Source organism: Telluribacter humicola, from assembly GCF_017355935.1.
Lineage (GTDB): Bacteria > Bacteroidota > Bacteroidia > Cytophagales > Spirosomataceae > Telluribacter > Telluribacter humicola.
This window is the reverse complement of record NZ_JAFIQT010000003.1, coordinates 209130-235493: the sequence shown is the minus strand read 5'-3', so window position 1 is coordinate 235493 and position 26364 is coordinate 209130. Positions and strand designations below refer to the sequence as shown.

The following is a 26364-nucleotide window of genomic DNA, read 5'->3' as shown; positions in this document are numbered from 1 at the left end:
AATTTTACCCCCCTCAACTGAGCTATCATATATGGATGTCTCCATTATAATCATAAACTACCATACATCTCAACTTATAATTAACTGTCTGCAATCTATCTATCAGTATACTAAAGATGTTAGCTTCGAGATAATTATAGTAGATAATGACCCACCAAACGGAGGTGGAGAACAAGTAAGGACAGCGTTTCCGGAGGTTAAATGGATAGACATGCCTTATAATGCGGGTTTTGGACGTGCCAATAACGAGGGTATGAAAATAGCCAAAGGGCGTTACTTCCTGCTGCTGAATGCCGATACCCTGCTGATCGATAATGTGATTGACCGCTGTGTCGAACGTATGGATCGTCAGATGGAGGTAGCGGCCTGCGGAGCCCTGCAGTACTACCCTGACTATACCCCTATGCCTTTTTACCGGAGCTTCAACGAGTTCCGCAAAACATTCTTTATTCTTCCTCCAAGCGGGTTTTTTAAACGGTTGCTGGATCGTTTGTTCCCGGAGCCCCAATACGAGGATCCTGAACAGCACGACTGGCTGGTAGGGGCATTTATACTGGTTCGTAAAGAGGTAGTAGACAAGGCGGGAGGCTTTGACGAAGACTTCTTTATGTATGCGGAAGACGTGGAGTGGTCGGGGAGGCTGGGTAAGCAGGGAAAGCTCTGCTACTTCACTGACTGTAAATTTATTCATCTGGAAAATAAAAATCCTTTTCGCCGGACCAATATCTCCTGGATCAACCGTTTTAGTACTCAGATGCAGGTGTCTAACTTTGCCTGGGTGCGTAAGCAATACGGCATTGGTCACTACCTGATCCTGATCCTGCACTACCTTTCGATGATACCGGTTATCTATGTCTGGAAGTTTGTGATAAATATCAGAAAGTTTGGGAATCCATTTGCAGAGCTAAGAACACAGGGGATATACGTAAGAAAAACATTTGTACTACTTAAATACTTTAGAAAGACCCTCTTCTTAAAAAAGGGATTCTACAAAATATTACCTAGCGATAATATCGATTTACTAACATCTTCATGAGTACATCCACTACCAAGCGCCGTATTCTCTTCTTTACACCTTATGCAAGTCGTACCGGATCAGAAATGATGCTGCTGTACATCCTACGCCATTTTGATCGTAGTAAGTATGAGGCAGGGTTGGTGAGTTTTGCCCGTGGGGAACTACTGAATGATATACCTTCCGATATACGCGTTTTTATTGTTCCCCGTAATTTCAATACATCTGAGCGAATCGCTTTTCATTTGGGTGTAAATCCGATCCTGTACCGGCTGCGTAAACTAGCCAAAAGCTTCAAAGCCGATGTCTGGTATGTTAATACCATTATGCTACCAGAGGTAGTCAAAGTGGCTAAGGAGTTCGCTATTCCGGTAGTCACTCACTTCCATGAACTTCCTCTGACTTATTCCTATCTGGAAGAGTCGGATTTCAAGACTATAGTCGACTATTCTCAGCTGCTTATCGGTTGCTCAGAAGTGACTTGTAAAGCTATTAAGGACTCGGGCGGAAAAAATGTAAAATTGCTTTATTCATTTATCAATGAGCACAGCGTGGAGGCCAGTGAGGACCGGACCCGCACACTCCGCCGACAACTGGGCATAGCCGACGATGATTTTGTATGGGTCATGTCGGGAACTACGTCGGAGCGTAAAGGATTTGACCTGTTTCCGGATATAGCTGACCAGCTCAATGACCCTAAGGTGCATCTGGTGTGGGTAGGTAGCCGCATCAACGATGGCCTGGTGCATTATACGGAGCATAGATGTCATAGCTCCACATCCCGGACTAAAATACATCTGGTTGGTAAGCAAAAGGAAGATTACTATAACTACCTTAACATAGCGGACGGCTTCTTACTTACTTCCCGCCAGGACCCCTTCCCGCTGGTGATGATAGAGTCGGCCCTGTTGGGTAAACCTATAGCAGCTTTACCATCCGGAGGCGTAATAGAATTTGTACAGGAGGGTATGGGACTGGTAACTGATGACTTTAGTGTAAGTACGCTGGTAAAGGCTATGCGAAAGATCATGAAAGGGGAGGTGACTATCAACCCGGAGGCGAGTAAAGTACGGGCTCATCAGTTCACGTTGACCAGTGGCCTGGAAGATTGGGGAAGCTTAATCAGTCAGTCGATAGATGAGATGGCAGTAGTATAGGGGGAGGTGTTAAGCAGCTATTGGTAATTGTACAATGAAAGCAGGAAATTTCTTATCAATAATCAAATGGCTGGTAGCCGTAGTGTACCTGCTGAGCAGTATATATACCTATGGCGCGGCCCCTGATACCACCCCTACGGCACGGGCGCTTACCGATGATACCCAGCGTTACCTGGGTCTGATGTTGCTGAATCTGGGGCCCGAGCGGGAGAATGATATCAATCTGCTGCAGACCAGTAACAGCTACGGTATGAACTCCGTGTACCTGACCATTCCCTGGGACCAGGTCTACTACAACTCACCTACTGAGGCACCTCGCTGGGCTAAGTACGATGAGCAGATTCAGCTGGCCTCGCGCCTGGGTATGAAGGTAGCGATACGGGTGCATGTAGGAAGAAATATCGATCGTATCAATGGATTCTGGACCCGGGCTGACTGTCTGACCGACTTTAATGGTCAGCCGTTGATAGAAGTTTATGGAAGTACCTCGTTTCGATATGACCATGAGCCATCCGTGCAGAAGGCTGCAGGTTTTGTTAAAGAAGTAGTTGATAGGTACAAGTGGCTGCATCAGGAAGGAAAGCTCCTTTTTGTCAGCGTTACCAATACGCCCCAGCAGGAAGCTGGGTACCCATTCAATAATCTGCCGCCGAGCGGCGATTTTAGTAAAGCTTATCTTTCCATATTTGATTATTCACCGGCTACAGTACAGGCTTTCCAGCAGTGGCTGGCGAATCGGTACAAGAAAATCCAGCGTTTGAATCTGCTATGGGGGACCCGCTATACCACTTTTAGTGAAGCACCGGCCCCCTCGGCTCCCTGGAGCCCTAACGAGTCCTTTGGCAGCCGGTACGGCAGGGATTGGTATATATTCAGGCATGAGGTACTCAAAGCGTATACCAATCGGATGGTAGATGCCGTCAAAGGAGTAAATACAGGCATAAAGTTCATATCGGACTATGGTTCCGTATTTGATATGGTGAGTAATGTCCGGGGAACCATAGCCTTTGGGGACCTGAACGAGCGCACAGACGGTATCAAGATTAATGATGACCATTTTTATGATCACCATTTCTCCATGGATGTACTCCGGGGCCAGCTCTCGCCCAACCATTTTTACGCCAACGAAGTATTTTATTCCAATTGGCTCATCCCCGACGATTATATCAAGCAGTTCAATGAGAACTTCAGGTATGGAGCTAATATGATCGTTTTTGTCATATCATCGATGAATGACCTGCGTCGGGTAGAGCCGACCATACGTACCGTATCTGGTACCTGGCTCAATGAACCGGTGCGCCCGATTATTCCTCAAGATACGCTGGCTTACCGCATGTCCAGGGCGGTAGAATGGAACATCACAAACTCAATATATGCAGACTGGCTAAAGGTAAGTCAGCGAGGAACGGCGGAGGCACGTCCCGTACAGTTGACCATGATAGAGGATATGCTCTCGGATGACTACTGGAAAGAAGCAGCTAACCGCCCGCCTTACCTGCTTAATCCGCTCCCGATGCGGATTGTGGCCGTGGGTCGCGACTTTTCTTATAAGGTACCGACCAACACATTTGCGGATACGGACGGGACTGTAGTCAGAGTAGAAGTACCCAACTTGCCTTCCTGGCTGCGTTATGAAAACGGAGAAATCAGGGGGAAGTCAGATGTAATGGGGGATACCCGTATTATGGTCAGAGGTATTGATGACGAAGGAGGTGTCATAGAGGCGTTCTTCACCATCCGGGTGGATACGCGTGAGAATGCCAATCAACCTCCTACGGTCAGAGAAAACTTCCCGAGGCTGGTGACCAAAGTTAACGAGCCATTCAACTTTGCTTTGCCCAAAGAAGCCTTTGTGGATACGGATGGTAAAATCACCCGTGTGGAGGCAAGCGAGTTGCCCGGCTGGCTTACCTTTGAGAATGGTCAGCTGAAAGGTACTCCTGCCGCTACGGGTGAGTACCGCATTATCGTCAAAGCCTATGATGATCTGCAGGCATTTGTTGAAACCTTTTTTGTCATTCAGGTAGTAGAGCCGCAGTTCTTTAACAATCCTCCCTATACTGGCCGTACCATTCCGGTCAAGTACGCCAAGGTCAACGAGCCCTTTACCTTTGCGCTTCCGCCCGATACCTTTGTCGATAGTGATGGCTACATATCGCTCATCACAGTACAAAATCTACCTACCTGGCTGAGCTTTAGCTTTAATATGTTTTCGGGTACTCCAACCGAAGAAGGCGAGTACCGGCTGGTAGTGCGCGCCTATGACAATGCTGGTGGATATGCTGAGACCATTTTTATTCTTAAAGTGGAAGTACCTTACCTGAGTTTTGATTTGCTGCAGTCTGGTAAAACCATAGACCGGAAAAAATTACGCACTTTAAAGCAGAATGAGGTCATCCCGGTAGATTCGCTGCCTTCGCTACTGAATATTTACACTTATGGCAACTTTGAGTTTGATTGGGTCAACCTTCAGCTAAGCGGGCCGTACCGGTACGAGTCCAAAGTCAGAAAGTTTCCTTACTCACTGTTCAAGGAAGGTGCCGGATTTGCTCCCTATGTAGGTCACTACACCCTGTCGGCCACGGCCTACCATCAGGACTCACTTATTATTACCAACACAATAGAGTTTAGCATAGCGGCGGGCGACTCGACCAACATAAGTCGTAATCTTTCGGAATGGCAGGCTTATCCCAATCCGTTCGACAGAGTATTCAATGTAAAGCTACCCGACGGCACACAAGTCTCTGATTATACCTTCACATTAATTACAGTCAGTGGACAACGTATGCCTATTTCTGCTCAGAAAATAGCAGTTTATGATGGCATCGCCCAGATTGATCTAAGCGATTTTGCGCTGGCATCAGGTGTTTACTTCATTCGGCTGGAAGAGAACGGAGAATTTGTAAAACTCTTCAAAGTATTTAAGCGCTAATAAGACCTTCTCAAAGACACTGTCACAGAGCAAAATCATCTTTTACTTTTGAGGTAGTATGCTTGCATAATATTTTTTAGAAAGTTATATTTGCGTATAGTAAATCAGTATGCAAGCATACTGATTGTAAAAATGATTACCTAAACCATATATCAGATACCATGGCTGTAACAGTTGGCAATAAGGCCTCTATCAAAGGAGGGGAGTTTCTAATCAAGGAAACTGAGGCGTCACAAGTATTCATCCCGGAAGACTTTACTGAAGAGCAGCAGATGATTGCTGAAACCTGCCGGGACTTCTTACGAACAGAAGTAACTCCGCGCATTGAAGAAATAGATAAGGCCAGAAGTCCGGAGCTTATGGCTTCGCTTATGGATAAAGCCGGTGAGCTGGGCTTGCTGGGAACGGCTGTTCCGGAAGAGTACGGTGGCTTTGGAATGAATTTCAATACCTCCATGCTGGTGGCCGAAGCTACCGGTGCCGGTAACTCCTTCTCGGTAGCTATGTCGGCGCATACGGGTATAGGTACACTACCTATACTCTATTACGGTAACGAAGAGCAGAAAGCAAAGTACCTGCCCAAGCTGGCTACCGGCGAGTGGAAAGCAGCCTACTGCCTGACCGAACCTGATTCGGGATCAGATGCCAATGCGGCCAAGTCGCGGGCTCGTCTTTCGGAGGATGGCAAGTACTACATCATCAATGGTCAGAAGATGTGGATTACGAATGGTGGTTTTGCTGATGTATATATTGTATTCGCCAAGATAGACGATGGTGCCGGACAGGTAGATAAGAATCTGACGGCTTTTATCGTGGATAAGGACTTTGGCGGTATCACTATGAATGAGCCTGAGCACAAAATGGGTATTAAAGGTTCCGATACCCGCCAGATCTTCTTTAATGATTGTCAGGTACCGGTCGAGAACATGCTGTCAGATCGCGGTAATGGCTTCAAGATAGCCGTGAATATCCTGAATATAGGTCGTATCAAACTGGCGGCTGCTACGCTGGGAGGCGCGAAAAAAGTCGCTGAGCAAGCTATCATGTATGCCAACGAGCGCAAGCAGTTCGGTACCGCTATTTCTAATTTTGGAGCTATCAAGCATAAGTTGGCCGAAATGGCCGTTAAAATATACGCTACGGAGTCGGCAGCTTATCGGGCGGGACAGAATATCGACGACCTGATCATAGACCTGAAAGAGCAGGGGATGGGTGACTCGGAAGCTAAGCTAAAAGCACTGGAAGAATTCGCTATCGAGTGTGCCATGATGAAGGTACACGGGTCGGAAGTGCTCGATTACGTAGTGGATGAAGGCGTACAGGTGTACGGAGGTATGGGCTACTCAGCTGATGCACCCATGGACCGTGCCTATCGCGATAGCCGGATCAACCGAATCTTCGAAGGTACTAACGAAATCAACCGCCTCCTGACGGTGGATATGATCCTGAAGCGGGCAATGAAAGGTCAGTTGGATCTGATGGGCCCCGCTATGGCCGTTTCGAAGGAGATCATGTCTATCCCTGATTTTGGGGCTGCTGATGACGATGTCCAATTTGCGGCCGAAAAGAAAGTGATTAAAAATCTTAAGAAAGCGGTACTAATGGTAGCAGGGGCTGCCGTACAGAAATTCATGATGAAGCTGTCGGATGAACAGGAAATTATCATGGATCTGGCGGATATGGCTATCGAAACCTATGTAGCCGAATCGGTACTGCTGCGGGTAGAGAAGCTGATCGGTATCAAAGGAGATGCGGCTGTTTCGCTACAGAAGGATATAGCTATGGTGTACCTGCACGAGGCCGTAGAAAAAGTAAACAATGCCGGTCGCACGGCCATTATGGGCTTTGCTGAGGGAGATGAGCTACGCGTAATGCTGATGGGTCTGAAGCGATTCACCAAAATAGAGCCCCTCAATCTGAAAGAAGCTCGTCGTCGTATCGCAGATGCCCTTATCAGAGAGAATAAATTTATATTCTGATAATCCAAAGGTACCTACCATACAATACACTATGAGAAAAGCCGCCCCTAATTGGGGGCGGCTTTTCTGGTAACAGGAGGTACTGGTATTCGTAGTACTATCGATGCTATCAGCCGCTGGTGGCCAATTTATTTATAATCCCAATTGGATACTGCTGTTAGTACCGTTAAACTGGAGGGTAGCGTTCTGCCGGTATTCAATGGTTTGAGCCGTAGCGGTACCATTCACAGAGACCGTATGGTTCTGATCCAGTACTACCTGATCACCGGCGGCCGGAACACGACCTACATCCCAGGTAGAGGGATCTTCCCAGTTACCTGTCCTGATGCTGATGACCATGCCACTCCCGGTGCGGCTTCCCTGGTACTCATAGGCTCCCATATCCACCACGCCTCCGTTGTAGCGTCTGGCGTTGCCATCCAGATCCAGATCCCCACTTGTCACCGTGTTATCTCCCGCATCGATAGCCGCAGAACTGCTCTGCAGGCGGTAATCTCCTGCCAGCGTGGGCGCCTGATCGTAAACTACGGGTTGCACAAACCGTGGATTCACGTTCAGGTTACCCGTTCCCACATAACCTCCTTCCACAATGCTGTTGCTGATGGTAGCGTTCTGGTCCAGGGTCTGCCCCTGATTGCCCCAGATAATTGAGTTACGGATGGTCAGGTGGCTCTCGCGGGTGTTGAGGCTGGCGGCCCGCTCTCCTCCGTTGCCTGCTATAGTCACATTGGTCAGTATAGGCGTACTCTGGCTGTTGTAGAGGGCGCCGCCGGGACCATAGTTACCCGCGAACAAGACGTTGGTGAACTGAGGCGAGCTGTAGACGTTGTAGACACCCCCGCCGAAGCTAGCCTGGTTGCCCCGTATGGTACAGTTCAGGAAGGTGGGACTACTACTGATAAGAGAAACTCCGCCCCCAAAAGCACCATGGTTGGCGATGATGGTACAGTTGGCTATTACTGGCTTAGCGCCTCCGTCCATAGCTATACCGCCTCCCATATTCAAGTCAATTGGTTGGTCAGTATTTGAAGGCTCAACCGGTTTTATACCCCCCATGTTGGCATTACCGGCGGTGATGGTAAAGCCGTCGAGGCGGGTAGTGTTGTCATTGCCGCTAAACAGCACTACATGGTAAGAGTTGTCTCCAACGCTGTTGAGGTCGCCAATCTCCCCGCTCAGGATGGTAGCATTGGTTTTGACGTCCCGCTCTGTCAGGGCGTCCTCAATTCCGGCTAAGCCCCCGTAGAGGCGTACGCCGTTGGGCACCTGGAAGGAAACTGTACGATTTTTGGTAGAGGTAGTCCAATAGGTCCCCTTGGCTACCCATACTTCTACGTCGGCCGTTGCGGCGGCAAGAGCTGTATGCAGGTTGCTGTAGGCGGTGGCCCAGCTGCTACCATTCTGTGTGGCTGACTGATTAGCTATATTGACAAACAAGCGCTTTCCCACCTGGAGGGTCACCTCGTTGCTCTTACCGCTCAGGCAACTGGTACCGTGTAGGGTCTGCTCGCAGCGGGCGTAGTACGCAGTGGCCGCGGTGGGTGATACGGGCATGGTGACCAGAGCATCATCCGAAGCCTGGTACCATTTCAGGACAAAACCCTCTCCCGTGCAACCAGTGGCTGTAAGTGTTACTGCCTGCCCCTGGTAGGCAGTAGCTCCCTGCGCTATCGGAGTCGATGGCGCTAGTACAGCTACTTCTACCTCATTACTCTTATCACTAATAGCGGTGGTGTTGCCGATGAGTTGTTCACAGCGGGCATAGTAGTGGGTGGTCACAGCGGGTGATACGGGCATGGTGACCAGAGCATCATCCGAAGCCTGGTACCATTTCAACGTAAAGCCATCGCCCGTACAGCCGGTGGCGGACAGAGTAACCGAAGCGCCGGCACAGAAAGCGGCATCCTGAGCCACCGGTGGTGTCGGATTCAGCACCGTCAGTGTGACATTCTCGCTCTTGTCGCTGAGGCATACCAGTTGTCCCAGCGTCTGCTCGCAGCGGGCGTAGTATTGGGTAGTAACAGCGGGCGATACGGGCATAGTGACCAGGGCATTGTCTGAGGCCTGGTACCATTTCAGCACGGACCCATCACCCGTACAACCCGTAGCTGTTAGGGTAGCTGATTCGCCAAAAGCAATGGTAGTTCCTGCTGCAACAGGTACGGCAGGGGCAAGTACGGTGACGGTAGCTACTAATGAGAAGGCCTCACTACACACACCACTGGTAACGCGGGCGCGGAAGTAGGTGGTAGTAGTAAGGTTACCCGTGTTGAGGGAGGCGCTGGTTTGTTCGTCGATGTTGTTCCAGGTGCTGTTGTCCGTCGAGCTCTGCCACTGGATAGTACCGGTATGGCCCGAGAGGCTAATGGTTGTACCCGTGCCGGTACAGACCGTAGCAGCCGTAGCCGTAGCGGTACCACCTACCGATGCTGGCGTAACGGTTACGGTAGCAGTTTGTCCGGTGACAGAGTTGGAGGCGTTGCCAGCACCCGTGACTCTGGTAAGGGCATAGACAAAGCTGCCGGCGGCAGCAGTAGGCTGTGGTACCAGGGCCGTTGTAGCGTCACCAGTCGTAGAGACCGATTGCTCAGCCTGGCCGTTGACGGTATAGTAGAAGGTAAAAGGACCTGTGCCTCCGCTGGCCGTGAAGGTCAGGTTGGGAGCGGTGGCATCCTTACAGACGGTGGTGGTACCGCTGATGGTAGCGGTGAGGTCGGAGCTGACGGTGATAGTGGCCGTCTGCGCCGTAGCCGGCGTAAAGTCACAGCCGGTAGCGTCCGTGACTTTGACCAGGGTATAGGTAAAGCTGCCGACGCTGGTGGTAGGCTGCTGCACGGTAGCGGTAGTGGCGACTCCGGTCGTAGAGACGGTGGTAGAGCTTCCGCTGCCTACGGTGTAGGTAAAGGTGTAGGGGGCGGTTCCGCCGGTGACCGAGAAGGTCACAGAGGGTTGTGCAGCACCCTGTCCCACGGTAGTAGTACCCGAGGCCGTAGCGGCTGTGATGGGAACAATGGTTACCGTGGCCGTGGTAGAGAAGACTCCTCCGCAGTCACCGCTCTGCACGACGGCGCGGTAGCTGGTAGTTTGTGAGAGGTTGGTGTAGGTCTGGCTGGTGGTAGTGTTAGCAATATCAGTCCAGGTGCTGTTGTCGGTTGAGCTCTGCCACTTGATGATGTTGCCGGTATAGCCCGATAACGTAAGCGTGCCACTATTGGCGTCTTTACAGACTGTAGTACTGCCCGCTATACTGCCTCCTTCGGACGCTGGCGTAACGGTTACGGTAGCGGTTTGTCCGGTGATGGTGTTGGAGGCGTTGCCAGCCCCGGTGACTCTGGTAAGGGCATAGACAAAGCTGCCGGCGGCAGCAGTAGGCTGTGGTACCAGGGCCGTTGTAGCGTCACCAGTCGTAGAGACCGATTGCTCAGCCTGGCCGTTGACGGTATAGTAGAAGGTAAAAGGACCTGTGCCTCCGCTGGCCGTGAAGGTCAGGTTGGGAGCGGTGGCATCCTTACAGACGGTGGTGGTACCGCTGATGGTAGCGGTGAGGTCGGAGCTGACGGTGATAGTGGCCGTCTGCGCCGTAGCCGGCGTAAAGTCACAGCCGGTAGCGTCCGTGACTTTGACCAGGGTATAGGTAAAGCTGCCGACGCTGGTGGTAGGCTGCTGCACGGTAGCGGTAGTGGCGACTCCGGTCGTAGAGACGGTGGTAGAGCTTCCGCTGCCTACGGTGTAGGTAAAGGTGTAGGGGGCGGTTCCGCCGGTGACCGAGAAGGTCACAGAGGGTTGTGCAGCACCCTGTCCCACGGTAGTAGTACCCGAGGCCGTAGCGGCTGTGATGGGAACAATGGTTACCGTGGCCGTGGTAGAGAAGACTCCTCCGCAGTCACCGCTCTGCACGACGGCGCGGTAGCTGGTAGTTTGTGAGAGGTTGGTGTAGGTCTGGCTGGTGGTAGTGTTAGCAATATCAGTCCAGGTGCTGTTGTCGGTTGAGCTCTGCCACTTGATGATGTTGCCGGTATAGCCCGATAACGTAAGCGTGCCACTGTTGGCGTCTTTACAGACAACAGCACTACCTGATACGGTACCGCCTTCTGTTGGGTTGGTTACCGTAACAGTAGCCGAACCAGTCTGAGGCTGGCTGCATTGGCCGGCATCCGCCACACTTACCAGGGTATAGACAAAAGAGCCTGCTTCATCTGTTTCCTGAACTACCTTTACTGAATTACCTGTGGTGGTAGTGATTGTCTTTTCCTCCCCGTTGATGGTATAGGTAAAGGTATAGGGAGCCGTCCCGTTAGCCCCGGTAAACGTAATACCCGGGTTTGGTGATTCCTTACAGACTGTAATAGTACCACTAATCGTCGCCGTAGGAAGTGGGGTGATGGTTATAGTAGCAGAACCGGTCTGAGGCTGGGTACATTCGCCTGCCAGGGCATCCTTTACACTCATCAATGTATAGGTAAATGCTCCGGCGGTACTTGTTACTTGTGGTACTGTAACCGAGGTATTAGTGCCTTCGGTTGATACAGTTTGCTCAGCACCGTTGCCTATCCGATAGGTAAAGGTATAGGGTGCGGTACCACTAGCTCCGGTAAAGGTGATCACAGGACTGGTAGAGCCCTGGCATACGGTTGTGGTTCCACTAACTGTGGCAGTAGGTAGAGGAGTAACCGTAAGTGTTGCTGCACTGGAAGTGGTACTGCCACCGCACTGATTGGATATTATGGCCCGGTATTGGGTACCACTCTCGCTGAGCGTTACGGCGGGCAGAGTAAGGGTAGCCGTAGCGGCACTGGTATTGCCAGCGGTTGGGATATCAATAAACTCTCCGTCACCTGTTTTTTTCTGCCATTTGTATGACAGCCCTGTACCAGAGGCCGTGACCGAGAAGGTAGCGTTGGAGCCTGCACAAACAGACTTAGCTACAGGCTCCTGGTTAATAGCCGGGGCTGCCTGCGGGTTGACCGTAACGGTAAAGGAAGAGGTAGCATCCGGGGCGTTCCCGTTGGATACCGTTACATTTACCGTAGTAGTACCACTCGGGAAAATGTGTGGTGAAGTAATGACATCATTCCCGATCTTATACGTAATGGTAGGAGCAGGACAACCAGCCACTGTTACCGCAAAGGATTCGGAAGCTGTACAAACTCCGGCGTCCGGGTCGGTGATGATGTTGGTTTGGTTAGCTGTAATAACCGGAGCGGATATGAGTGGTGTAACAGTAGGGTCAGCAGAGCCTCCTACCCCCGGATCATCCGTGAGTACATTGGAGATATTACTGCCTGATACCCTTCCCTGGTTAGAAACCTGACACGTACCAGCCGGGATGGTGCTATTGATGGTAACCTTGAACTTAATAGTAACGCTCTTACCTGCCGGAAGGGTAAAGCCGCTTCCAGAGCCATTGACTAGCACATCTTCAACTGCTTGAGTTGTGGCTGTCCGGGCGGAAGTATTCGTTTGGGTAATGGGTTCGGGGTCTCTGACAGGAGGCTGTTGGCTGGCTACATCCTGCTTGACAGGAGTCGAGTCAGCAGCCGTTTCGATAGTAGAGGCAACAACGGTGTCGGATGGGTTTGTTGAAATCGAATCAGATGCTGCTGTAGTGGCAAGAGCCGCGCTGGCAGGAACCTCTTCGGACGTTTCTTCGGCGGCAATCCGGCCTGGTGGAGGATTGGAGGGAGTAAGGCAGGTTTGTCCTACCTGCAGGTTAGTACCACTACGAGTTGATATTACGGCACCATTGGCAGATGTCGGATTGTTAGATTTATTATCCCAGATATTACTAGCATTAGCGCCGGCACCTTCCAGAAGTAGGGAGCCTGTACCGAAGGAACTTACTCTGAAATGACCATTATTTCCTTTTCCTCCGGAAGGTATGACATTGTTTGCTACATTACCACACACTACGTTAACAGAAGTCGAGTTATTACCCGCTTCAAGCCGAATGTTGTAGCCTGTTGCTGTAACGGGTTGAGGCATATTAATGGTATTACCCGTAATGGTCACATCCATACGGCCAGTACCCGTAGTACCTCTGCGTGTATTGACATCAATCCCGTTGGAAAGAGGAATATTATTAACAGTATTGTTCGTAATAGAAAATCTTCCTATTGCATTATCCTGCCCGAATACTTCAATACCACGTCCTGTTGTTGCGGTTGTTTCTGGCAGATAGGTAACGGTGTTGTTATGGACTTTGCCATGCATGGTAGATTGCTCAGCAGGTGCCAGATTAATCAAACTACCCCCTTTTCCTTTCAAACTGGCGTTATCATGAATATTGATATAGACGGTACTGGTTCCATTACTGGCTATCTCAAATACAGTACCTACATCATTGGGAGAAGTACCTGGATTAGTAGGATCGACGGTACTATTGGCTATTTCATAGTTACCGATGGAGGTCTCGGAATTTATGGTCTTGATGGCATCCGAAGGAATTTTGGTAAAGCTAGTGTTTGTGACGGTAACCTTCGTGTTGGAAGTACCCCAGCTATCAACCAGAAGTCCCGAACCAAATGTGGTACCTTCAAAAGTAGTGTTGTTGATAACCAAGGTTACATTTTTACTGGTATTGATAATATTGACAGCATGTTCGTAGCTGTTCCTGAACGTTGAATTGGTTATAGAGCAAGTGCCTGATAAATCCTGAAAGGCCATAGCTCCTTCCTGAGCTTCAGTACCGCAGTTGATGAAGTCGCTGTTTGTCATGCTGAGGTTCTGAACCGTTTTGGCGTTGAGCCCCCGCTGCACGGTAGTCCCACTTACATCTACATTATCCAGGGATACACCGTTGACATTGTCCAGATGGACGGCTGCGCTGGCCGACGAATAATCAGCCGCATTTATAACACTGCTCTGGCTGGTATTAGCATTTATCAGATTAATATTCTTGAGAGTAATGTTGGTAGCATTAATTACCTCTATACCCCGTAGTGTAATATTCTGAATAGTACCTCCTGAACCGGCCGTACTACCTGAGCCCGTTATCTGAAAACTTCCACTTGTATTAGTAAGGGATATACCTTTAGATGTAGAGCCGGATGAGCCGTTTGCTGATACCTGTGTTAAGTTGATGCCCAGGGTGACTTTGCTGTTGACGTTCAAGCCGGCAATGCTGATGGCTGTATTGTTTGTAGTCGTGATCTGTGGGCTTGCCTGGATGTTCAAAGTACCGGTAGCACCGGTGATATCAATACCTTTTTGTCCGGCGTCAGGAGTGATAGTCAGCGAGCCAAACTGTAGTGTATTGGTAAAGCCGGAACTGGCAAGGCCGGTGCCGCCCGATGCGGTAATAGAGGCTGTACCGAAGCTAAAGGTACCTGATACAGCATTATTTACATTAATACCCTGACCTGTAGGATTAGTAACCGTAGTAGTGGTGGAGGTAAGGTTGCCCTGTACATTGCTCAGGCTAATACCCGTTGCACTACTGTTGGTAGAGGAGAGACTGGTAAAGGTAGCACCTAAGATAATGCGGTTGGAGGTATTGGTACCGGCAATGCTTATAGCGCTGTTTCCGTTGGCAGTAACCGAGCCCGTAGTAACATTCAGGGTACCGGTGCCGCTACTGATATCAATGCCTTTCTGTCCATTGGCGGGAGTAATAGTGAGGGTGCCGAACTGGAGCGTATTGGCAAAGCCGGAACTCGCTAGTCCTGTGCTGCCCGAACCAGTGATAGAAGTATTCCCAAAGTTGAAAGTACCTGAGGAGGCGGTGCTTATGTTAATACCCTGCGTGGTGGGGTTGGTGATGGTAGTACCGTCGTTGCTGGTCAGGTTACCCGATACGTTGGTCAGGTTGATACCCGCGGCTGCACTAGTGTTAGAAGTAATACTCGTAAAAGTAGCCGCCAGAGTACCATTGGTTAGGTTGAGGGCCTGTCCACTCCCGGTAAGGACTGCCTCACTAACTGTAAGAGTACCAAAGTTAGTACCGTCAATCTTACTGCCAGTGGTGTTACCAATGGTAAAGCCCCGCAGGGTATTACCCGAGCCTACAGTAAGGGCATTGGTACCTGGGCTGGTAGTTGTTAGTACCGGATGTACACCTCCCGTCGATGGAAGCTGGTTAGTGCCAGAAGGAGCCGTGTAGCCGGTAATAGCTAAGAGACTGGCAGTTGCTCCCTGCCCAATTAACTTTTGTCCGGTTCTCAGAGTAGCCGCTCCGGTATAGTTGCCGCTACCGGTAAAGATAAAAACATAGTCATTGTCGCCGGGCTTGCCAGAGGTACCGGTATTGGCCGTGCTGAAGTCCGACATCTGCTTAAATGGGCTGGACAAGGTACCTGTACCACTGTTGGTGGCGGCATTATTCACAAACCAGACTTTCCCAGATACCGCGATAGTAACCGTAGCCGTAGAGGTCAGGTCAGAGCCATTGCTCAAGGTATAGGTAAAGGTGTCGTTACCTCCGGTATAACCCGGTGCCGGCTCATAGGTAAAGGCACCCGTCGTCGTGTTCAGTGTAACGGTTCCTCCCTGCGAAGTAGTAATGGGGGAGGCAGTGGTAATAACCAAAGTACCATTACCCGGATTGACGTCGTTGGTTAGTACGCCACTTGCCTGCGGTATAGTAAGCCCTACGTTTCCGATGGTTTGGTAGTTGTCGTTCTGAGCAACAGGTGAAACCTTCAGCGAGCCGGTTACCAGGGTGGTATTGGCATCAATCAGATCGCTAAACGCTACGCCCGTAGCGTCGGTATCACCTGAGTTGGTTATCACGATAGTATACTCCAGCTCATCGCCAGCTGAGGCCCCCGTCAGGCCGGTGTCACTGGTAAGCGAGTAGGTCTTGGTAGCGGCAATGGCAGGGGCCATAAGAGCGGCAATTCCCTGTCGTTTTACCCGTAGTGGAGATTTGGATAACAGTACCCGGGCTTTTTTATCCGGTTTTTGGGATTGGTCGGGTTTTGTTTTTTCTATACGAAATGTATCGTATAGAGTGAAGTCGTCGATGGTGTAGTTAAAGGGAATCCATAGCGCCAACAGAGTGGCACCCATAATCAGAGAGTAAATGTTTTTCATACCTTAGAGAAAAGGGGGAAATCAAGATAAATGTGTGGTGCACCTTCAATAGTGCAAAGTGATGGTTACTGCTGAATAGGTGTGTACTTGTTTTTATCGTTACTTTTAAGAAAAAACCGCTTCATATCTCATACCTTTCCCATCTAATCCCAGCGGTACCAGAAAAACAGGCAGAGCTCCCAGTTGAGGGTGCTCTACTACAAATGTGCCTTGATTATAGTATTCCTTTTTTTGATCCGTTCTTATTACTATCGAGAAAGGCATCCTCTCCAGAGGGGAATAGCCTCCCAGCTCAGTTACCTCCACTAACTCGGCTGTAAGCGTTACGTCGGGCGTAAAATGTACCTGAAGCGACTGATGCAGCAGGGCTTTGAAATCTGTACTAGTAACAAGGTTTAAATCCATTGATAAAAGGTCTTTGTTAATTAGAATCGGGACGCCACTCCATAAGGTGATAAACCCCGTTGGTTTCGCTTACTTTTCTGAAGCCCAGTCGCTCATACAGGCTTTTAGCTGGATTAAAGCTTTCAACGTGGATAGTCAGTGGGCGCTGTAGCCGGGTTGCTTCCTTCATAACATCGTTTAGTATAGCCGCCCCAATTCCCTGGTTGCGCCAGGTCGGCAGCAGCGCGATGTCGATGATGCGTACTTCCCGGTTCTGAAAGTTTTCCTGTACATACAGCCGGCCTACTACCTGCCCATCTTTTTCGATAATCCAGAAGTTAGCTCCCACATAATTTTTCTGGTAGTAGTCATGCTGGGCATCAAACTGCTGCTCAAGAAATGCTTTGACCATGGCCGCACTCCACTGCGGCACCCGCTTCATCTCTTCTTCCCGGGTGCTGGCATAAATGCGCGATAGAACTTCTTTATCGTTTTCAGTTATGGGGCGAAGCTTCACTGACTGCTCTGATATAACCAGGTTCATTTGCAATCAACGGTTAAGCCCTCGGTGGAAAGACTCCCTGCAGAGCTATACAGAAGTTTACGGTCAGGTAAGGCATCATATTATTGTGGGGTAAAGAGCTTCCGGTTGCACTGAGACTGGCAGGATGGAAAGCCGTATTTGGTGGCGCGGTACTATAAACATTACCGCGGGCAGAGGAAGTAATGGCGGTACTGGGTGCAGGCAGATTATCATTAGCTTCTTCATTCATAACCCTGACATTATGAGTATGAACTGGTATTTCGGACTGAAGTAAAGTAAGAGTGGAAGCCCCCGATGTCTCTCCCTGGCTTCGATATGTTAGTCCCTGTCCTTGACCAGGCTGCACAGGTACTGAGTCGATCATATTGGGCAACGCAAAAGTACTTTTACCATCGCCACCATAGATAGTACCTAATAAGGCATACAGGGCGGTATTCTGTGATAAGGGTATTAGTTGTCCATGGCAGAAAGCCCAGCCTGTAGGAGCGAAATTAAAAGGGAATATTCTTATTTCGGCTAGAAATTGATCAGACATAACTATGAAGGGTTATATAGTAAAAATAGGTCAGGGTCGATGGCAGAAAGAATTTCTATGATTGAGTTGGAAAAATGCCCTCCAAAGAAATAATGAAGTTGATACAGAGGTATGGCTGCATGTTGTCGTGGGGTTGCGACCCTCCAATAGGACTTATGCTTCCGGGATTCATATTTTGGTTGGGATTATCCTCATAGAATATATCTACATCGTTGGATTTCCCTATGAAACTATTTGTAGGCAGCGTTGAATCGGCAGTGGCGGTGGAAACTACCACCGCGTGATTATGAACAGGAATTTGCTGAGTAGTAAGAGTCACAGATTCTACACCTGCCATTTCACCAATTTGGTAACTCAAACCGCCAGATACTGTTTTCATATGAACAGGTACTCTTCCCCGCAAATCAGGCAAATTGAAATTGTTCGTACCATCACCTCCGTAAAGAGTACCGATTAAGGTATAAAGTGCATCATATTCGCTAATGAGCAGCGATCTCCCATCACAAATAGCCCAACCAGCAGGGGCAAAAGTACCCGCAAACATCCTTATTTCACCTATATAAGCAGCCATGACCCAATACGGATTTAAGTTAACTTGATCTGTTTAATTTCTAGTAGGAAATATTCCCTGTAGGGCTATAATGAAATTTAACACCAGATAGGGTTGCCGATTTTCGTGTGGCTGACTTCCACCTACATTACTGATACTGGCCGGAGTAAGGGTGGTGAGTTGTGTATTACCTCCGGCCGACCGATACAGCTGGTTCGGATTAGTAGTGGAGAAGTAGGTTCCTATAGGTGAATTGGTATTGGAGGCAAAGCTGGTTGTACTTACGGCATTGAACTGATGTGTATGCTGGGGCAGCTCAGAGGTAGTGACGGTATGAAACTCTTCTCCACCAGTTGTTCCTAAGGTATTCGTATTACCAAAATGGATAGGGACCCTCCCCTGAAAATTCGGTAATGCAAAGTTAGTTTGTCCATTGCCGCCGTAGGTAGTACCTAACAGAGAAAATAGCGCCTGGTTTTGGTTGATGGGTAGCAATTGTCCATTGCAGTGAGCCCACCCCTTAGGTGGAAAATTGAAACTTACTATTTTGATTTCGGATAGGTAAGGTTCGGCCATAGGTTCAGGGAGGTTAAGGTTAGTACTAGTTAAGCGAGTGAATTACAACAAAGAGAATGTCTGGAAGTAAAGCGAGTAGCTACTAATAGGGAGTTATCCCTGACCAGTTTAAAATCCATGGTGTTTTTACCTTCTTCAATCTTTACTATCAGTTCTATATGGCCCGAAGCAGTCTTAAATTTGTATGGTTTTCTCTGGTGCGGTAATTCATAAATGGGCACAAACATAGCAATAGCTTCCTGCTCTTCCGGTTGTGCAGGCAGTTGGTTTATTGCCTGAGCAATAGCTTCCAGCTCGAAGCCCGAGAAAGTATGGGTATATTTCCAGGTGTAGTCAGTAGAAGCATCATTTCGGAAGAATAGCACAGTCAGGTCAATAATACCTGCGCTGGGGCTGTGGAGTGCCAGAGGGTATAGGGCTACTTTGTCCTTGCTTGTATAGTAGAGTGTTGACCCAAAGGCTTTGTAGCCCAAACTGTAGAAGGATTGGGCATTTGCCTGTAGCTGTGAGTCTAGCTCCTGGTCAGTCGTTAGTAAACGATTTACGGATGTAGCACCTATGACTTCAAGATAGGAAGTAAGCCACTGATGCTGTAAAGGAAGGAAATTCAGAGGTATAGCCGAGGCTTTGAGTGCACCGACTAAGCTTACTGCTGAGGCACTGAGGAAGGTTCTACGTTTCACTTTCAAGGGTTTAAATACCAAATATATGATAAACAATTATAGTATATAGAGAAACTTATTTTTTTTTAGCCAACGGAAAGTGCAGAGTAGCTCATGTACTAATCAGGAAGAAATTGTAGTTAGCTAAGAGCTTTTAGAAGTATATCGAAAACCGCTACGACACTCTTTACATTATCAACTTTCGGGTATAGAGTACCTATCCTCATATTTATGAAGGTTGGATGAGATATTCTTTCTATAAATTAAGATAACTTAGCAGGGGCAATACTATACCTGCATAAGAGTATCGTATAGTAAAGAAAATAATACAGACGGGGGTCTGAGTTATGAAATAAGCAAGCCCCGAAACTTTACCAAAAGCCGCTTGGTTTTAGTACAATAGTCAACTTTGATGGAAACAGAAACTACTCTATCTCGTCAGCAGCCCGAATACAACAAACGTTCCATGACGCTTCATTCCGTCGATCTGCGCACCACGGATCAATTTCCTGCCTTTTTATTAGATTATCTGGATCAAAAACCTGAGCTCAAGGACTTCTATTCGGTTTTTCCTACGGTTTCCAATGCGAAGGAGGTTATTGAGCGTAAAAAGCAGTTTAGTCCGGCTGTACGCCAGACGCTGGTAGAGGCCCTGACGCGGCAGTATAAGGATATTGACAATGCCCCTGATTTCTCGGTATTGCTGAATGAAAATACATTCACCGTTACTACGGGACATCAGTTAAGTATTTTTACAGGTCCTCTGTTTGTCATCTATAAGTTGGTTACGACCATCAAGCTGGCACGCCAGCTACAGGAAGCTTACCCGGACTGTACCTTTGTACCTGTCTACTGGATGGCTACCGAAGACCATGACTTCGAAGAGATTGCTTCCTTCCGTCTGTTCGGCAAGAAGTATACCTGGGCCGGAGAGCACCAGGGAGCCGTAGGTCGGCTAAATCCAAAGGAGCTGGAGACTCTACTGAAACTGCTCCCCGCTGGGATTCCTTTTTTTGAGAAGGCTTACCTTAAGCATGATACTCTGGCCGATGCCGTTCGATGTTACATGCACGCGCTGTTTGGTAAGGAAGGGCTGATAACTCTGGATGCGGATGATGCCGGTCTGAAACAACATTTTTTGCCGGTTATCCAGGATGAACTGGTCAACCAGGTTTCAGGAGCACGGGTAGCCGATACCTCGGCCCAACTGGAAGCCCTGGGGTACCACACACCGGTAACTGCCCGTGAGATCAACCTCTTCTACCTGAAAGATGACCTGCGTGAGCGTATCGTCTGTGAGGAGGGTACCTACCGGGTACTGAAGACAAATCTTACTTTTACTAAGGAAGAAATACTACAGGAAGCCGGGAGCCATCCGGAGCGATTCAGTCCTAACGTGGTACTGCGTCCGCTGTACCAGGAAGTAATACTACCTAACCTGGCCTACGTGGGAGGTCCTTCGGAGATACCTTACTGGATGCAGCTCAAAGGGGTGTTTGACCACTACCAGACGCCATTCCCAATGCTGGTTCCCCGCAACTTTGCGCTGTACGTAACTACCCCCAGCTGCAAACGCATGAAGAAGCTGGGACTGACCTATGAGGAGCTGTTTACGGATCGAATAGCCCTTCGCAAGTCGTACGTAGAGCGCCATTCGGAGCACACGCTTTCTCTGAATGCGGAGAAGGAAGCCTTTGATGAGGTATTGCAAAGAGTAGTAGCGAAGGCCGTAGCGGTAGACCAAACCATGGAAGGCGCGGTACTGGCCGAGCGGGCTCGCCTCTACAAGTCGCTCGAACACCTTGAGAAACGAATCCGGAAAGCCGAAGAGCGGAAGCACGAGATAGAACTCCATCAGTTACAGAACCTGCTGGATACGTTCTTCCCAAATGGTACGCCCCAGGAGCGCACCGATAACTTCCTGAACTTCTACCTGAATAACCGTAACTTCCTGAAAGAGCTATTTGACATGCTGGAGCCGCTGGACTTCAAATTCAATATTCTGCTGGAAAGCTAAATGGATAAAGCTTCTTTACGTGTCCAGTATCTTGAAAAAAGAAAAGAGCTTACTATTGAGGAAGTACGGGAGGATAGTATGAAGATAGCGGACAGGCTCATTCAGCTACTGGCTCAGAAGCCGCCCTACCACTTGCATATTTTCCTGCCGTATATAGTGCGGAATGAAATAGATACTCTCCTCATTGGCGAAGCTATAAAGGCTCAGTTTCCGGAAGTACAGCTGGTAGTACCCCGGGTGGTACCGGGCACCCGCCTCATGGAGCACTTCCTTTTTACATCAGAGACACCACTCCTCATCAACCGCTGGGGGATAGCCGAACCCGATCCGCATACGTCACAGCCCATAGAGCCTGAGTTGCTGGATGCAATAATCATACCTCTGCTGGCTTTTGATCAGTTGGGTTACCGGGTGGGGTATGGGGGTGGCTACTACGATCGATTCTTACCCTTATGCCGTCCTGATGCTCTGAAAATAGGGGTGTCTCTTTTTGAACCTATCCCCCAAATAGAAGATATTGACGAGTATGATGTACGACTCGACTACTGCCTGACACCGCAAAATACCTGGCGCTGGTAGGAATAGGGAAGGGAATCTTTATCTCAGAAAATTTCAGAGGCTGCTACCAAAACAAATTCCCTGACGCTCATCGTATTTGTTTTGATATTCTTCGTAATTTTGCGCCAATTTTTAATGAATCTATTCATGTTTTACCCAAATCTTTAGTAAAAATGAAAATCGCAGTAGTAGGCGCTACCGGTCTGGTGGGCGGCGAAATCCTCAAAGTGCTCGAAGAGCGTAACTTCCCCGTAACGGAACTATTGGCCGTTGCTTCCGAAAGATCAGTTGGTAAGGAAGTCACGTTTAAGGGTAAACAGATAAAGGTAGTAGGGTTTGAGGACGCCATTGCAGCCAAACCTGCGATCGCGATATTCTCAGCCGGTGGAGGTACCTCTCTGTCCCTGGCTCCCCGGTTTGCCGAAGCGGGTATTACCGTAGTGGACAACTCATCGGCCTGGCGCATGGACCCTACCAAGAAACTGGTAGTACCTGAGATCAACGCTAATACACTGACCAAAGAAGATAAGATCATTGCCAACCCCAACTGTTCGACTATACAGATGGTAGTGGTAATGAATCCCCTGCATCAGAAATATAAAATTAAGCGGGTAGTCGTGTCGACCTACCAGTCCGTAACGGGTACGGGTAAGGCGGCCGTTGATCAGCTATTTGCTGAGCGTACAGGCAAAGAGGATGTACAGAAAGTATATCCGCACCCTATCGACCTGAACGTACTGCCACACATTGACGTGTTCCTGGACAATGGCTATACCAAGGAAGAAATGAAGATGACGAACGAGACCAAGAAGATCATGGGTGATGACAGCATCGCCGTGACTGCTACGACTGTTCGTATCCCGACCATTGGTGGACACTCCGAGGCCGTTAATATTGAGTTTGAAGAAGAATTTGATCTGGACGAAGTTCGTAACCTCCTGAGCCAGGCTGAGGGTGTAGTGGTACAGGATGATCCAAAGAACTTCGTATACCCAATGCCATTGACGGCGCACGGTAAGGACGAGACTTTCGTAGGACGTATCCGCCGTGATGAGTCGCAGCCCAAGACCCTGAACCTATGGATCGTGGCTGATAACCTCCGTAAAGGAGCCGCCACCAATGCCGTACAGATCGCTGAATACTTAGTGAAGAACGAATTAGTAGAAGTTACCGAAGAAGTGTAACTTTGCCGCATCAATCTGACACCCAGTAATTATGAAAGAAGCCACCGCACGATCGGTGGCTTCTTTCTTTTATCCGGAATGTCTGATGCTACATTAGCTTGCAGGATTCGTCTACCTGTCCACTTCTCCCATCACCACATCTATTGATCCGATGTTAGCTACCAAGTCGGCCAGCAGGCCGCCACGAGATATTTCGCCAATGACGGAGAGGTTGTGGTAGCAGCAGGAGCGGGCCTTACAGCGGAAAGGAACATCAGAGCGCCCGTCGGTACGGAAGAAAAAGCCCAGCTCGCCTTTGGTACTTTCACCACGGGAGTAGAAATCCATCGCCTTAGGGCGAATCTTTTTAGGTACCATCGCTTGCGGATCAAAGTCGCGTGTGCGCTTGTAGTTGCCGTTGAGTTGGTCCAGACACTGCTCAATAATCTTCAGCGACTCCCAGCATTCGGCGACCCGCACCCAGTTACGATCCCAGCAGTCGCCGGGAGTACCTACCTTGCCTTCGCCGATAGGTACTTCAAAGTCCAGCTCCGGGTACACCGAGTAGCCATCCACCCGGCGAAGGTCGTAGCGCAGGCCGGAGCCACGAAGTACCGGCCCGGTACAACCGTAGTTGATAGCTACCGGCAGGGGAAGTACCCCCACGTTGGCCGTACGCTGTATAAATATCTTATTATCAATAACCAGCTGCTGAAGCTCCTGCAGCTTGGGTCTGAGGTATTTCACAAACTCCGCGCAACGCTCTTCAAATCCCACCGGCAGGTCATAAAACAAGCCTCCGATCCAGATGTAGTTATAGAGCATGCGGGCGCCGCAGGTCCATTCCAGCATGCGCAGGATGTGCTCGCGGTCGCGAACGAGCCACAGGAAAGGCGTGTAGGCCCCGATGTCCATGGCATAAGTACCAATGGCAATAAAGTGGGAGGCAATACGATTCAGCTCCGCTACCAGTACCCGTATATATTCGACGCGCTTGGGTATATCATCCTGAATGCCCAGCATCCGCTCCACTCCCATGACGTAGGCGTGTTCTGAGTTCATGGCCCCCAGGTAATCCAGTCGATCTACGTAGGGAATAATCTGGTTGAAGGGCAGTGATTCAGCGTGTTTTTCGAAGCAACGGTGCAGGTATCCCAGGTGAGGAACTACATCTACGACTACTTCCCCATCTGTGACTACTTCCAGCCGTAGTACTCCGTGCGTAGAGGGATGTTGTGGTCCCATGCTGAGGACCATTTCCTCGGTACGCAGGTTCGAGGAGTTGTACTTATTAGGTTCCGAAACCGCCAGGTGTTCCGGCTTATATTGGTATTGTACTGAGTTCATAGGTATAACCTTACCATACAGGTGATATAGGCAAAGATACGAATTATTATTCCTGGCATGGTTATGCCCGGCTTGGATATGCACTGCATGGATATACCAGGCAAAGATGATAAGCTATCGCTGTGTCAATCAGGAAGGTCCAGCTTTCTGGATAGCTCATTAAGACTTTATTTTCTGTAATTAAGCGACCAGAATCTACTGTTCATCGAAAAAACAGGCCTACCGCCAAAGAGGTTCGGCAACTTTGGTAAGTATGAGTTTGCTATCAGCCTTTTGAAGATAATGAATTCATAACGTTGAGTAAAGCGGACACCCCAGGGGCACTTGCCTTCGGGGTGTTTTTGTAGATGGCTACGATAGCAGGTACAAAAAAGAAGCCGCCCCCGTCGACTAGGGGCAGCTTCAACTTGAACTGGCACTTATGAATACGATTAATGTCTTACGTTAAAAGCACTACCAGTGATTAGTTTAATGAGTTAATCCAGTTGGCTAGTTTAACTATATCTTCTTTGGGTACATTAGGCAGCGCCATCATCGGAGGATAATCAGGCCAGTTTGAAGGCTCTGGTTTATGGACCAGTTGTACAATCCGGTCAGCTGAGTAATTCCTCTTCGCTACATCTGAGTAAGCAGGACCTACCAGCTTCTCATAAGGACGGTGACAGGCAGCACAGCTATGTTTGTTTAGCAGAGCAGCTATATCAGCCGGTACCTCTTTCCTCTGAGCTGCCGCCTGAGGCTGTGCTGCCTGGTTAGTTTTACCGGCAGCAGCAGCAGTTGCAGCGCCGTTTACATCCTTAGTATTAGCATCGGTGGTATTCTTAGTGATATTCTCCTGCGTTTTTCCACCTACTTCTACATTCGAATCAAACTGTTCGTCGCTGGCTCCCCCTGTCTGGTCAGCCATATTATCCGTTACCGAAAGCGAATTAATAGTGTCAGGGTTGATTTTATCTATGTTGGCAGCTTTAGTAGAAGCATCCTCTTCTCTGTGCTGACGGCCGCTACCGTAGTATTTATCGTACTTATCCTGGTCTTCTTTAGATGAGCAACCGATCCACAGTGATCCAGCCAAAGCAAGAACGGCAAAAGGTTTTAATTTTTTGAGTGTCATGGATAACTTATGTGTTTAATTTAATAACAATCGGGATCCTACAAGTAGGTATCATCCGAAAACACCCCAAATAAAACAGGAATGGTGATAACTTTCCTGAAAATCTGGCAAAAAAATAATTACTAAACCTGTGCCAGGGTTTGTAGAATCATCAAGTTCGTGATAGCGAGGAGAATGAAAGAAATATTAATATAAAATTTGAATCTCAGTCTTTGCTAATTCATCTGAAAGTATTAATTTTGCAGTCCTATTCGTAAAAAGATGTAAAGCAATGGCTAAGAAAGGTAATAGAGTACAGGTAATTTTGGAATGTACTGAGCAAAAAGATACCAGCGTTCCAGGAATGTCGCGTTACGTAACGACAAAAAACCGTAAAAATACCCCAACTCGTATCGAGTTAAAGAAATTTAACCCGTTCCTGAGACGTTATACGGTACATAAAGAGATTAAATAATTGTAACATACGCTATTTGTCGGCTGACAAATAGCCTTAACGAACAGAAAACATGGCAAAGAAAGTAGTTGCTACCCTGAAGAAAGAAGGCGGTAAGTCTTTTGCCAAGGTGATTAAGGCTGTAAAGTCTCCCAAGACTGGTGCCTACACCTTCAAAGAAGAGATGGTACCTGCAGATAGCGTACAAAGTACTCTTAAAGGCTAAGATCATTTCTGCCTGGATAGTCCTAACCGACAGTCCGATTTTGATATAGAAATTATGAAAAGTCCCAGATTGGGACTTTTTTGTTTTATTTTTAGGGTTCAAAAGAATGGGGGTACCTGCGGGCACCCTTTTCACCTGATAT

The 26364-nt window shown here is 48.7% G+C and carries 18 protein-coding genes; 9 read left to right on the top strand and 9 right to left on the bottom strand.

Annotated elements, in window-relative coordinates; translation table 11 throughout:
• Window positions 1–31: 31 nt before the first annotated feature.
• The 4 genes from JUB14_RS16325 (at window position 32) to JUB14_RS16310 (ending at window position 7083) form a co-directional block, all read left to right on the top strand.
• Window positions 32–1036 carry a glycosyltransferase family 2 protein gene (locus tag JUB14_RS16325; RefSeq protein WP_207507395.1) on the top strand — a complete coding sequence of 335 codons (1005 nt, stop codon included), beginning with the start codon at window positions 32–34 and terminating at the stop codon, window positions 1034–1036.
• Window positions 1033–2172 (top strand): glycosyltransferase, encoded by a 1140-nt coding sequence (locus tag JUB14_RS16320; protein ID WP_207507394.1) that lies wholly within the window; start codon window positions 1033–1035, stop codon window positions 2170–2172. The genes JUB14_RS16325 and JUB14_RS16320 overlap by 4 nt, the downstream gene beginning before the upstream one ends.
• Before the next feature lie 34 nt (window positions 2173–2206).
• Window positions 2207–5104 carry a putative Ig domain-containing protein gene (locus JUB14_RS16315; RefSeq protein ID WP_207507393.1) on the top strand — a complete coding sequence of 966 codons (2898 nt, stop codon included), beginning with the start codon at window positions 2207–2209 and terminating at the stop codon, window positions 5102–5104.
• 161 nt (window positions 5105–5265) lie between these two features.
• Window positions 5266–7083: an acyl-CoA dehydrogenase FadE gene (locus JUB14_RS16310; protein WP_207507392.1), complete on the top strand. Its 1818-nt coding sequence runs from the start codon at window positions 5266–5268 to the stop codon at window positions 7081–7083.
• A 132-nt stretch (window positions 7084–7215) separates the two neighbouring features.
• Here the strand turns inward: JUB14_RS16310 and JUB14_RS16305 are convergent, their stop codons facing one another.
• The 7 genes from JUB14_RS16305 to JUB14_RS16275 form a co-directional block, all read right to left on the bottom strand.
• Window positions 7216–16113 carry a DUF8696 domain-containing protein gene (locus JUB14_RS16305; protein ID WP_207507391.1) on the bottom strand — a complete coding sequence of 2966 codons (8898 nt, stop codon included), beginning with the start codon at window positions 16111–16113 and terminating at the stop codon, window positions 7216–7218.
• Window positions 16114–16218: 105 nt separating this feature from the next.
• On the bottom strand, window positions 16219–16518 hold the full coding sequence (locus tag JUB14_RS16300; protein WP_207507390.1) for a DUF6916 family protein: 300 nt from the start codon (window positions 16516–16518) through the stop codon (window positions 16219–16221).
• A 16-nt stretch (window positions 16519–16534) separates the two neighbouring features.
• Complete coding sequence (locus JUB14_RS16295; protein ID WP_207507389.1) at window positions 16535–17041, bottom strand: GNAT family N-acetyltransferase; 507 nt, start codon at window positions 17039–17041, stop codon at window positions 16535–16537.
• A gap of 13 nt (window positions 17042–17054) precedes the next feature.
• Window positions 17055–17576, bottom strand: coding sequence for a phage tail protein (locus JUB14_RS16290; protein ID WP_207507388.1), 522 nt, complete (start codon window positions 17574–17576; stop codon window positions 17055–17057).
• A gap of 55 nt (window positions 17577–17631) precedes the next feature.
• Window positions 17632–18147, bottom strand: coding sequence for a phage tail protein (locus JUB14_RS16285; protein WP_229367927.1), 516 nt, complete (start codon window positions 18145–18147; stop codon window positions 17632–17634).
• A 33-nt stretch (window positions 18148–18180) separates the two neighbouring features.
• Complete coding sequence (locus tag JUB14_RS16280) at window positions 18181–18702, bottom strand: phage tail protein (protein ID WP_207507387.1); 522 nt, start codon at window positions 18700–18702, stop codon at window positions 18181–18183.
• A gap of 29 nt (window positions 18703–18731) precedes the next feature.
• Window positions 18732–19385: a hypothetical protein gene (locus JUB14_RS16275; protein ID WP_207507386.1), complete on the bottom strand. Its 654-nt coding sequence runs from the start codon at window positions 19383–19385 to the stop codon at window positions 18732–18734.
• A 391-nt stretch (window positions 19386–19776) separates the two neighbouring features.
• Between JUB14_RS16275 and bshC the strand changes: the two genes are divergently transcribed.
• The 3 genes from bshC (at window position 19777) to JUB14_RS16260 (ending at window position 23123) form a co-directional block, all read left to right on the top strand.
• On the top strand, window positions 19777–21381 hold the full coding sequence (bshC, locus tag JUB14_RS16270) for a bacillithiol biosynthesis cysteine-adding enzyme BshC (RefSeq protein ID WP_310586155.1): 1605 nt from the start codon (window positions 19777–19779) through the stop codon (window positions 21379–21381).
• Entirely contained in the window at window positions 21382–21960 is a 579-nt protein-coding gene (locus JUB14_RS16265) for a 5-formyltetrahydrofolate cyclo-ligase (RefSeq protein ID WP_207507385.1), read from the top strand.
• A gap of 152 nt (window positions 21961–22112) precedes the next feature.
• On the top strand, window positions 22113–23123 hold the full coding sequence (locus JUB14_RS16260; protein WP_207507384.1) for an aspartate-semialdehyde dehydrogenase: 1011 nt from the start codon (window positions 22113–22115) through the stop codon (window positions 23121–23123).
• A gap of 111 nt (window positions 23124–23234) precedes the next feature.
• On the opposite strand, the gene JUB14_RS16255 is transcribed toward JUB14_RS16260, so the two are convergent.
• Entirely contained in the window at window positions 23235–24449 is a 1215-nt protein-coding gene (locus tag JUB14_RS16255; RefSeq protein ID WP_207507383.1) for an NADH-quinone oxidoreductase subunit D, read from the bottom strand.
• 463 nt (window positions 24450–24912) lie between these two features.
• Window positions 24913–25563: a c-type cytochrome gene (locus JUB14_RS16250; RefSeq protein WP_207507382.1), complete on the bottom strand. Its 651-nt coding sequence runs from the start codon at window positions 25561–25563 to the stop codon at window positions 24913–24915.
• Between the two features lie 271 nt (window positions 25564–25834).
• On the opposite strand from JUB14_RS16250, the gene rpmG reads away from it, so the two are divergent.
• The gene (gene rpmG / locus JUB14_RS16245) at window positions 25835–26017 is read left to right on the top strand and encodes a 50S ribosomal protein L33 (protein ID WP_207507381.1); all 183 of its coding nucleotides are present in this window, start codon (window positions 25835–25837) and stop codon (window positions 26015–26017) included.
• A 52-nt stretch (window positions 26018–26069) separates the two neighbouring features.
• Complete coding sequence (locus JUB14_RS16240; RefSeq protein ID WP_207507380.1) at window positions 26070–26222, top strand: DUF4295 domain-containing protein; 153 nt, start codon at window positions 26070–26072, stop codon at window positions 26220–26222.
• The last annotated feature ends 142 nt before the right edge of the window (window positions 26223–26364 follow it).

Coding starts and splice junctions, on each gene's coding strand:
- JUB14_RS16325 (WP_207507395.1), top strand. CDS start 32: ATGGATGTCTCCATTATAATCATAAACTACCATACATCTCAACTTATA.
- JUB14_RS16320 (WP_207507394.1), top strand. CDS start 1,033: ATGAGTACATCCACTACCAAGCGCCGTATTCTCTTCTTTACACCTTAT.
- JUB14_RS16315 (WP_207507393.1), top strand. CDS start 2,207: ATGAAAGCAGGAAATTTCTTATCAATAATCAAATGGCTGGTAGCCGTA.
- JUB14_RS16310 (WP_207507392.1), top strand. CDS start 5,266: ATGGCTGTAACAGTTGGCAATAAGGCCTCTATCAAAGGAGGGGAGTTT.
- JUB14_RS16305 (WP_207507391.1), bottom strand. CDS start 16,113: ATGAAAAACATTTACTCTCTGATTATGGGTGCCACTCTGTTGGCGCTA.
- JUB14_RS16300 (WP_207507390.1), bottom strand. CDS start 16,518: ATGGATTTAAACCTTGTTACTAGTACAGATTTCAAAGCCCTGCTGCAT.
- JUB14_RS16295 (WP_207507389.1), bottom strand. CDS start 17,041: ATGAACCTGGTTATATCAGAGCAGTCAGTGAAGCTTCGCCCCATAACT.
- JUB14_RS16290 (WP_207507388.1), bottom strand. CDS start 17,576: ATGTCTGATCAATTTCTAGCCGAAATAAGAATATTCCCTTTTAATTTC.
- JUB14_RS16285 (WP_229367927.1), bottom strand. CDS start 18,147: ATGGCTGCTTATATAGGTGAAATAAGGATGTTTGCGGGTACTTTTGCC.
- JUB14_RS16280 (WP_207507387.1), bottom strand. CDS start 18,702: ATGGCCGAACCTTACCTATCCGAAATCAAAATAGTAAGTTTCAATTTT.
- bshC (WP_310586155.1), top strand. CDS start 19,777: ATGGAAACAGAAACTACTCTATCTCGTCAGCAGCCCGAATACAACAAA.
- JUB14_RS16265 (WP_207507385.1), top strand. CDS start 21,382: ATGGATAAAGCTTCTTTACGTGTCCAGTATCTTGAAAAAAGAAAAGAG.
- JUB14_RS16260 (WP_207507384.1), top strand. CDS start 22,113: ATGAAAATCGCAGTAGTAGGCGCTACCGGTCTGGTGGGCGGCGAAATC.
- JUB14_RS16255 (WP_207507383.1), bottom strand. CDS start 24,449: ATGAACTCAGTACAATACCAATATAAGCCGGAACACCTGGCGGTTTCG.
- JUB14_RS16250 (WP_207507382.1), bottom strand. CDS start 25,563: ATGACACTCAAAAAATTAAAACCTTTTGCCGTTCTTGCTTTGGCTGGA.
- rpmG (WP_207507381.1), top strand. CDS start 25,835: ATGGCTAAGAAAGGTAATAGAGTACAGGTAATTTTGGAATGTACTGAG.
- JUB14_RS16240 (WP_207507380.1), top strand. CDS start 26,070: ATGGCAAAGAAAGTAGTTGCTACCCTGAAGAAAGAAGGCGGTAAGTCT.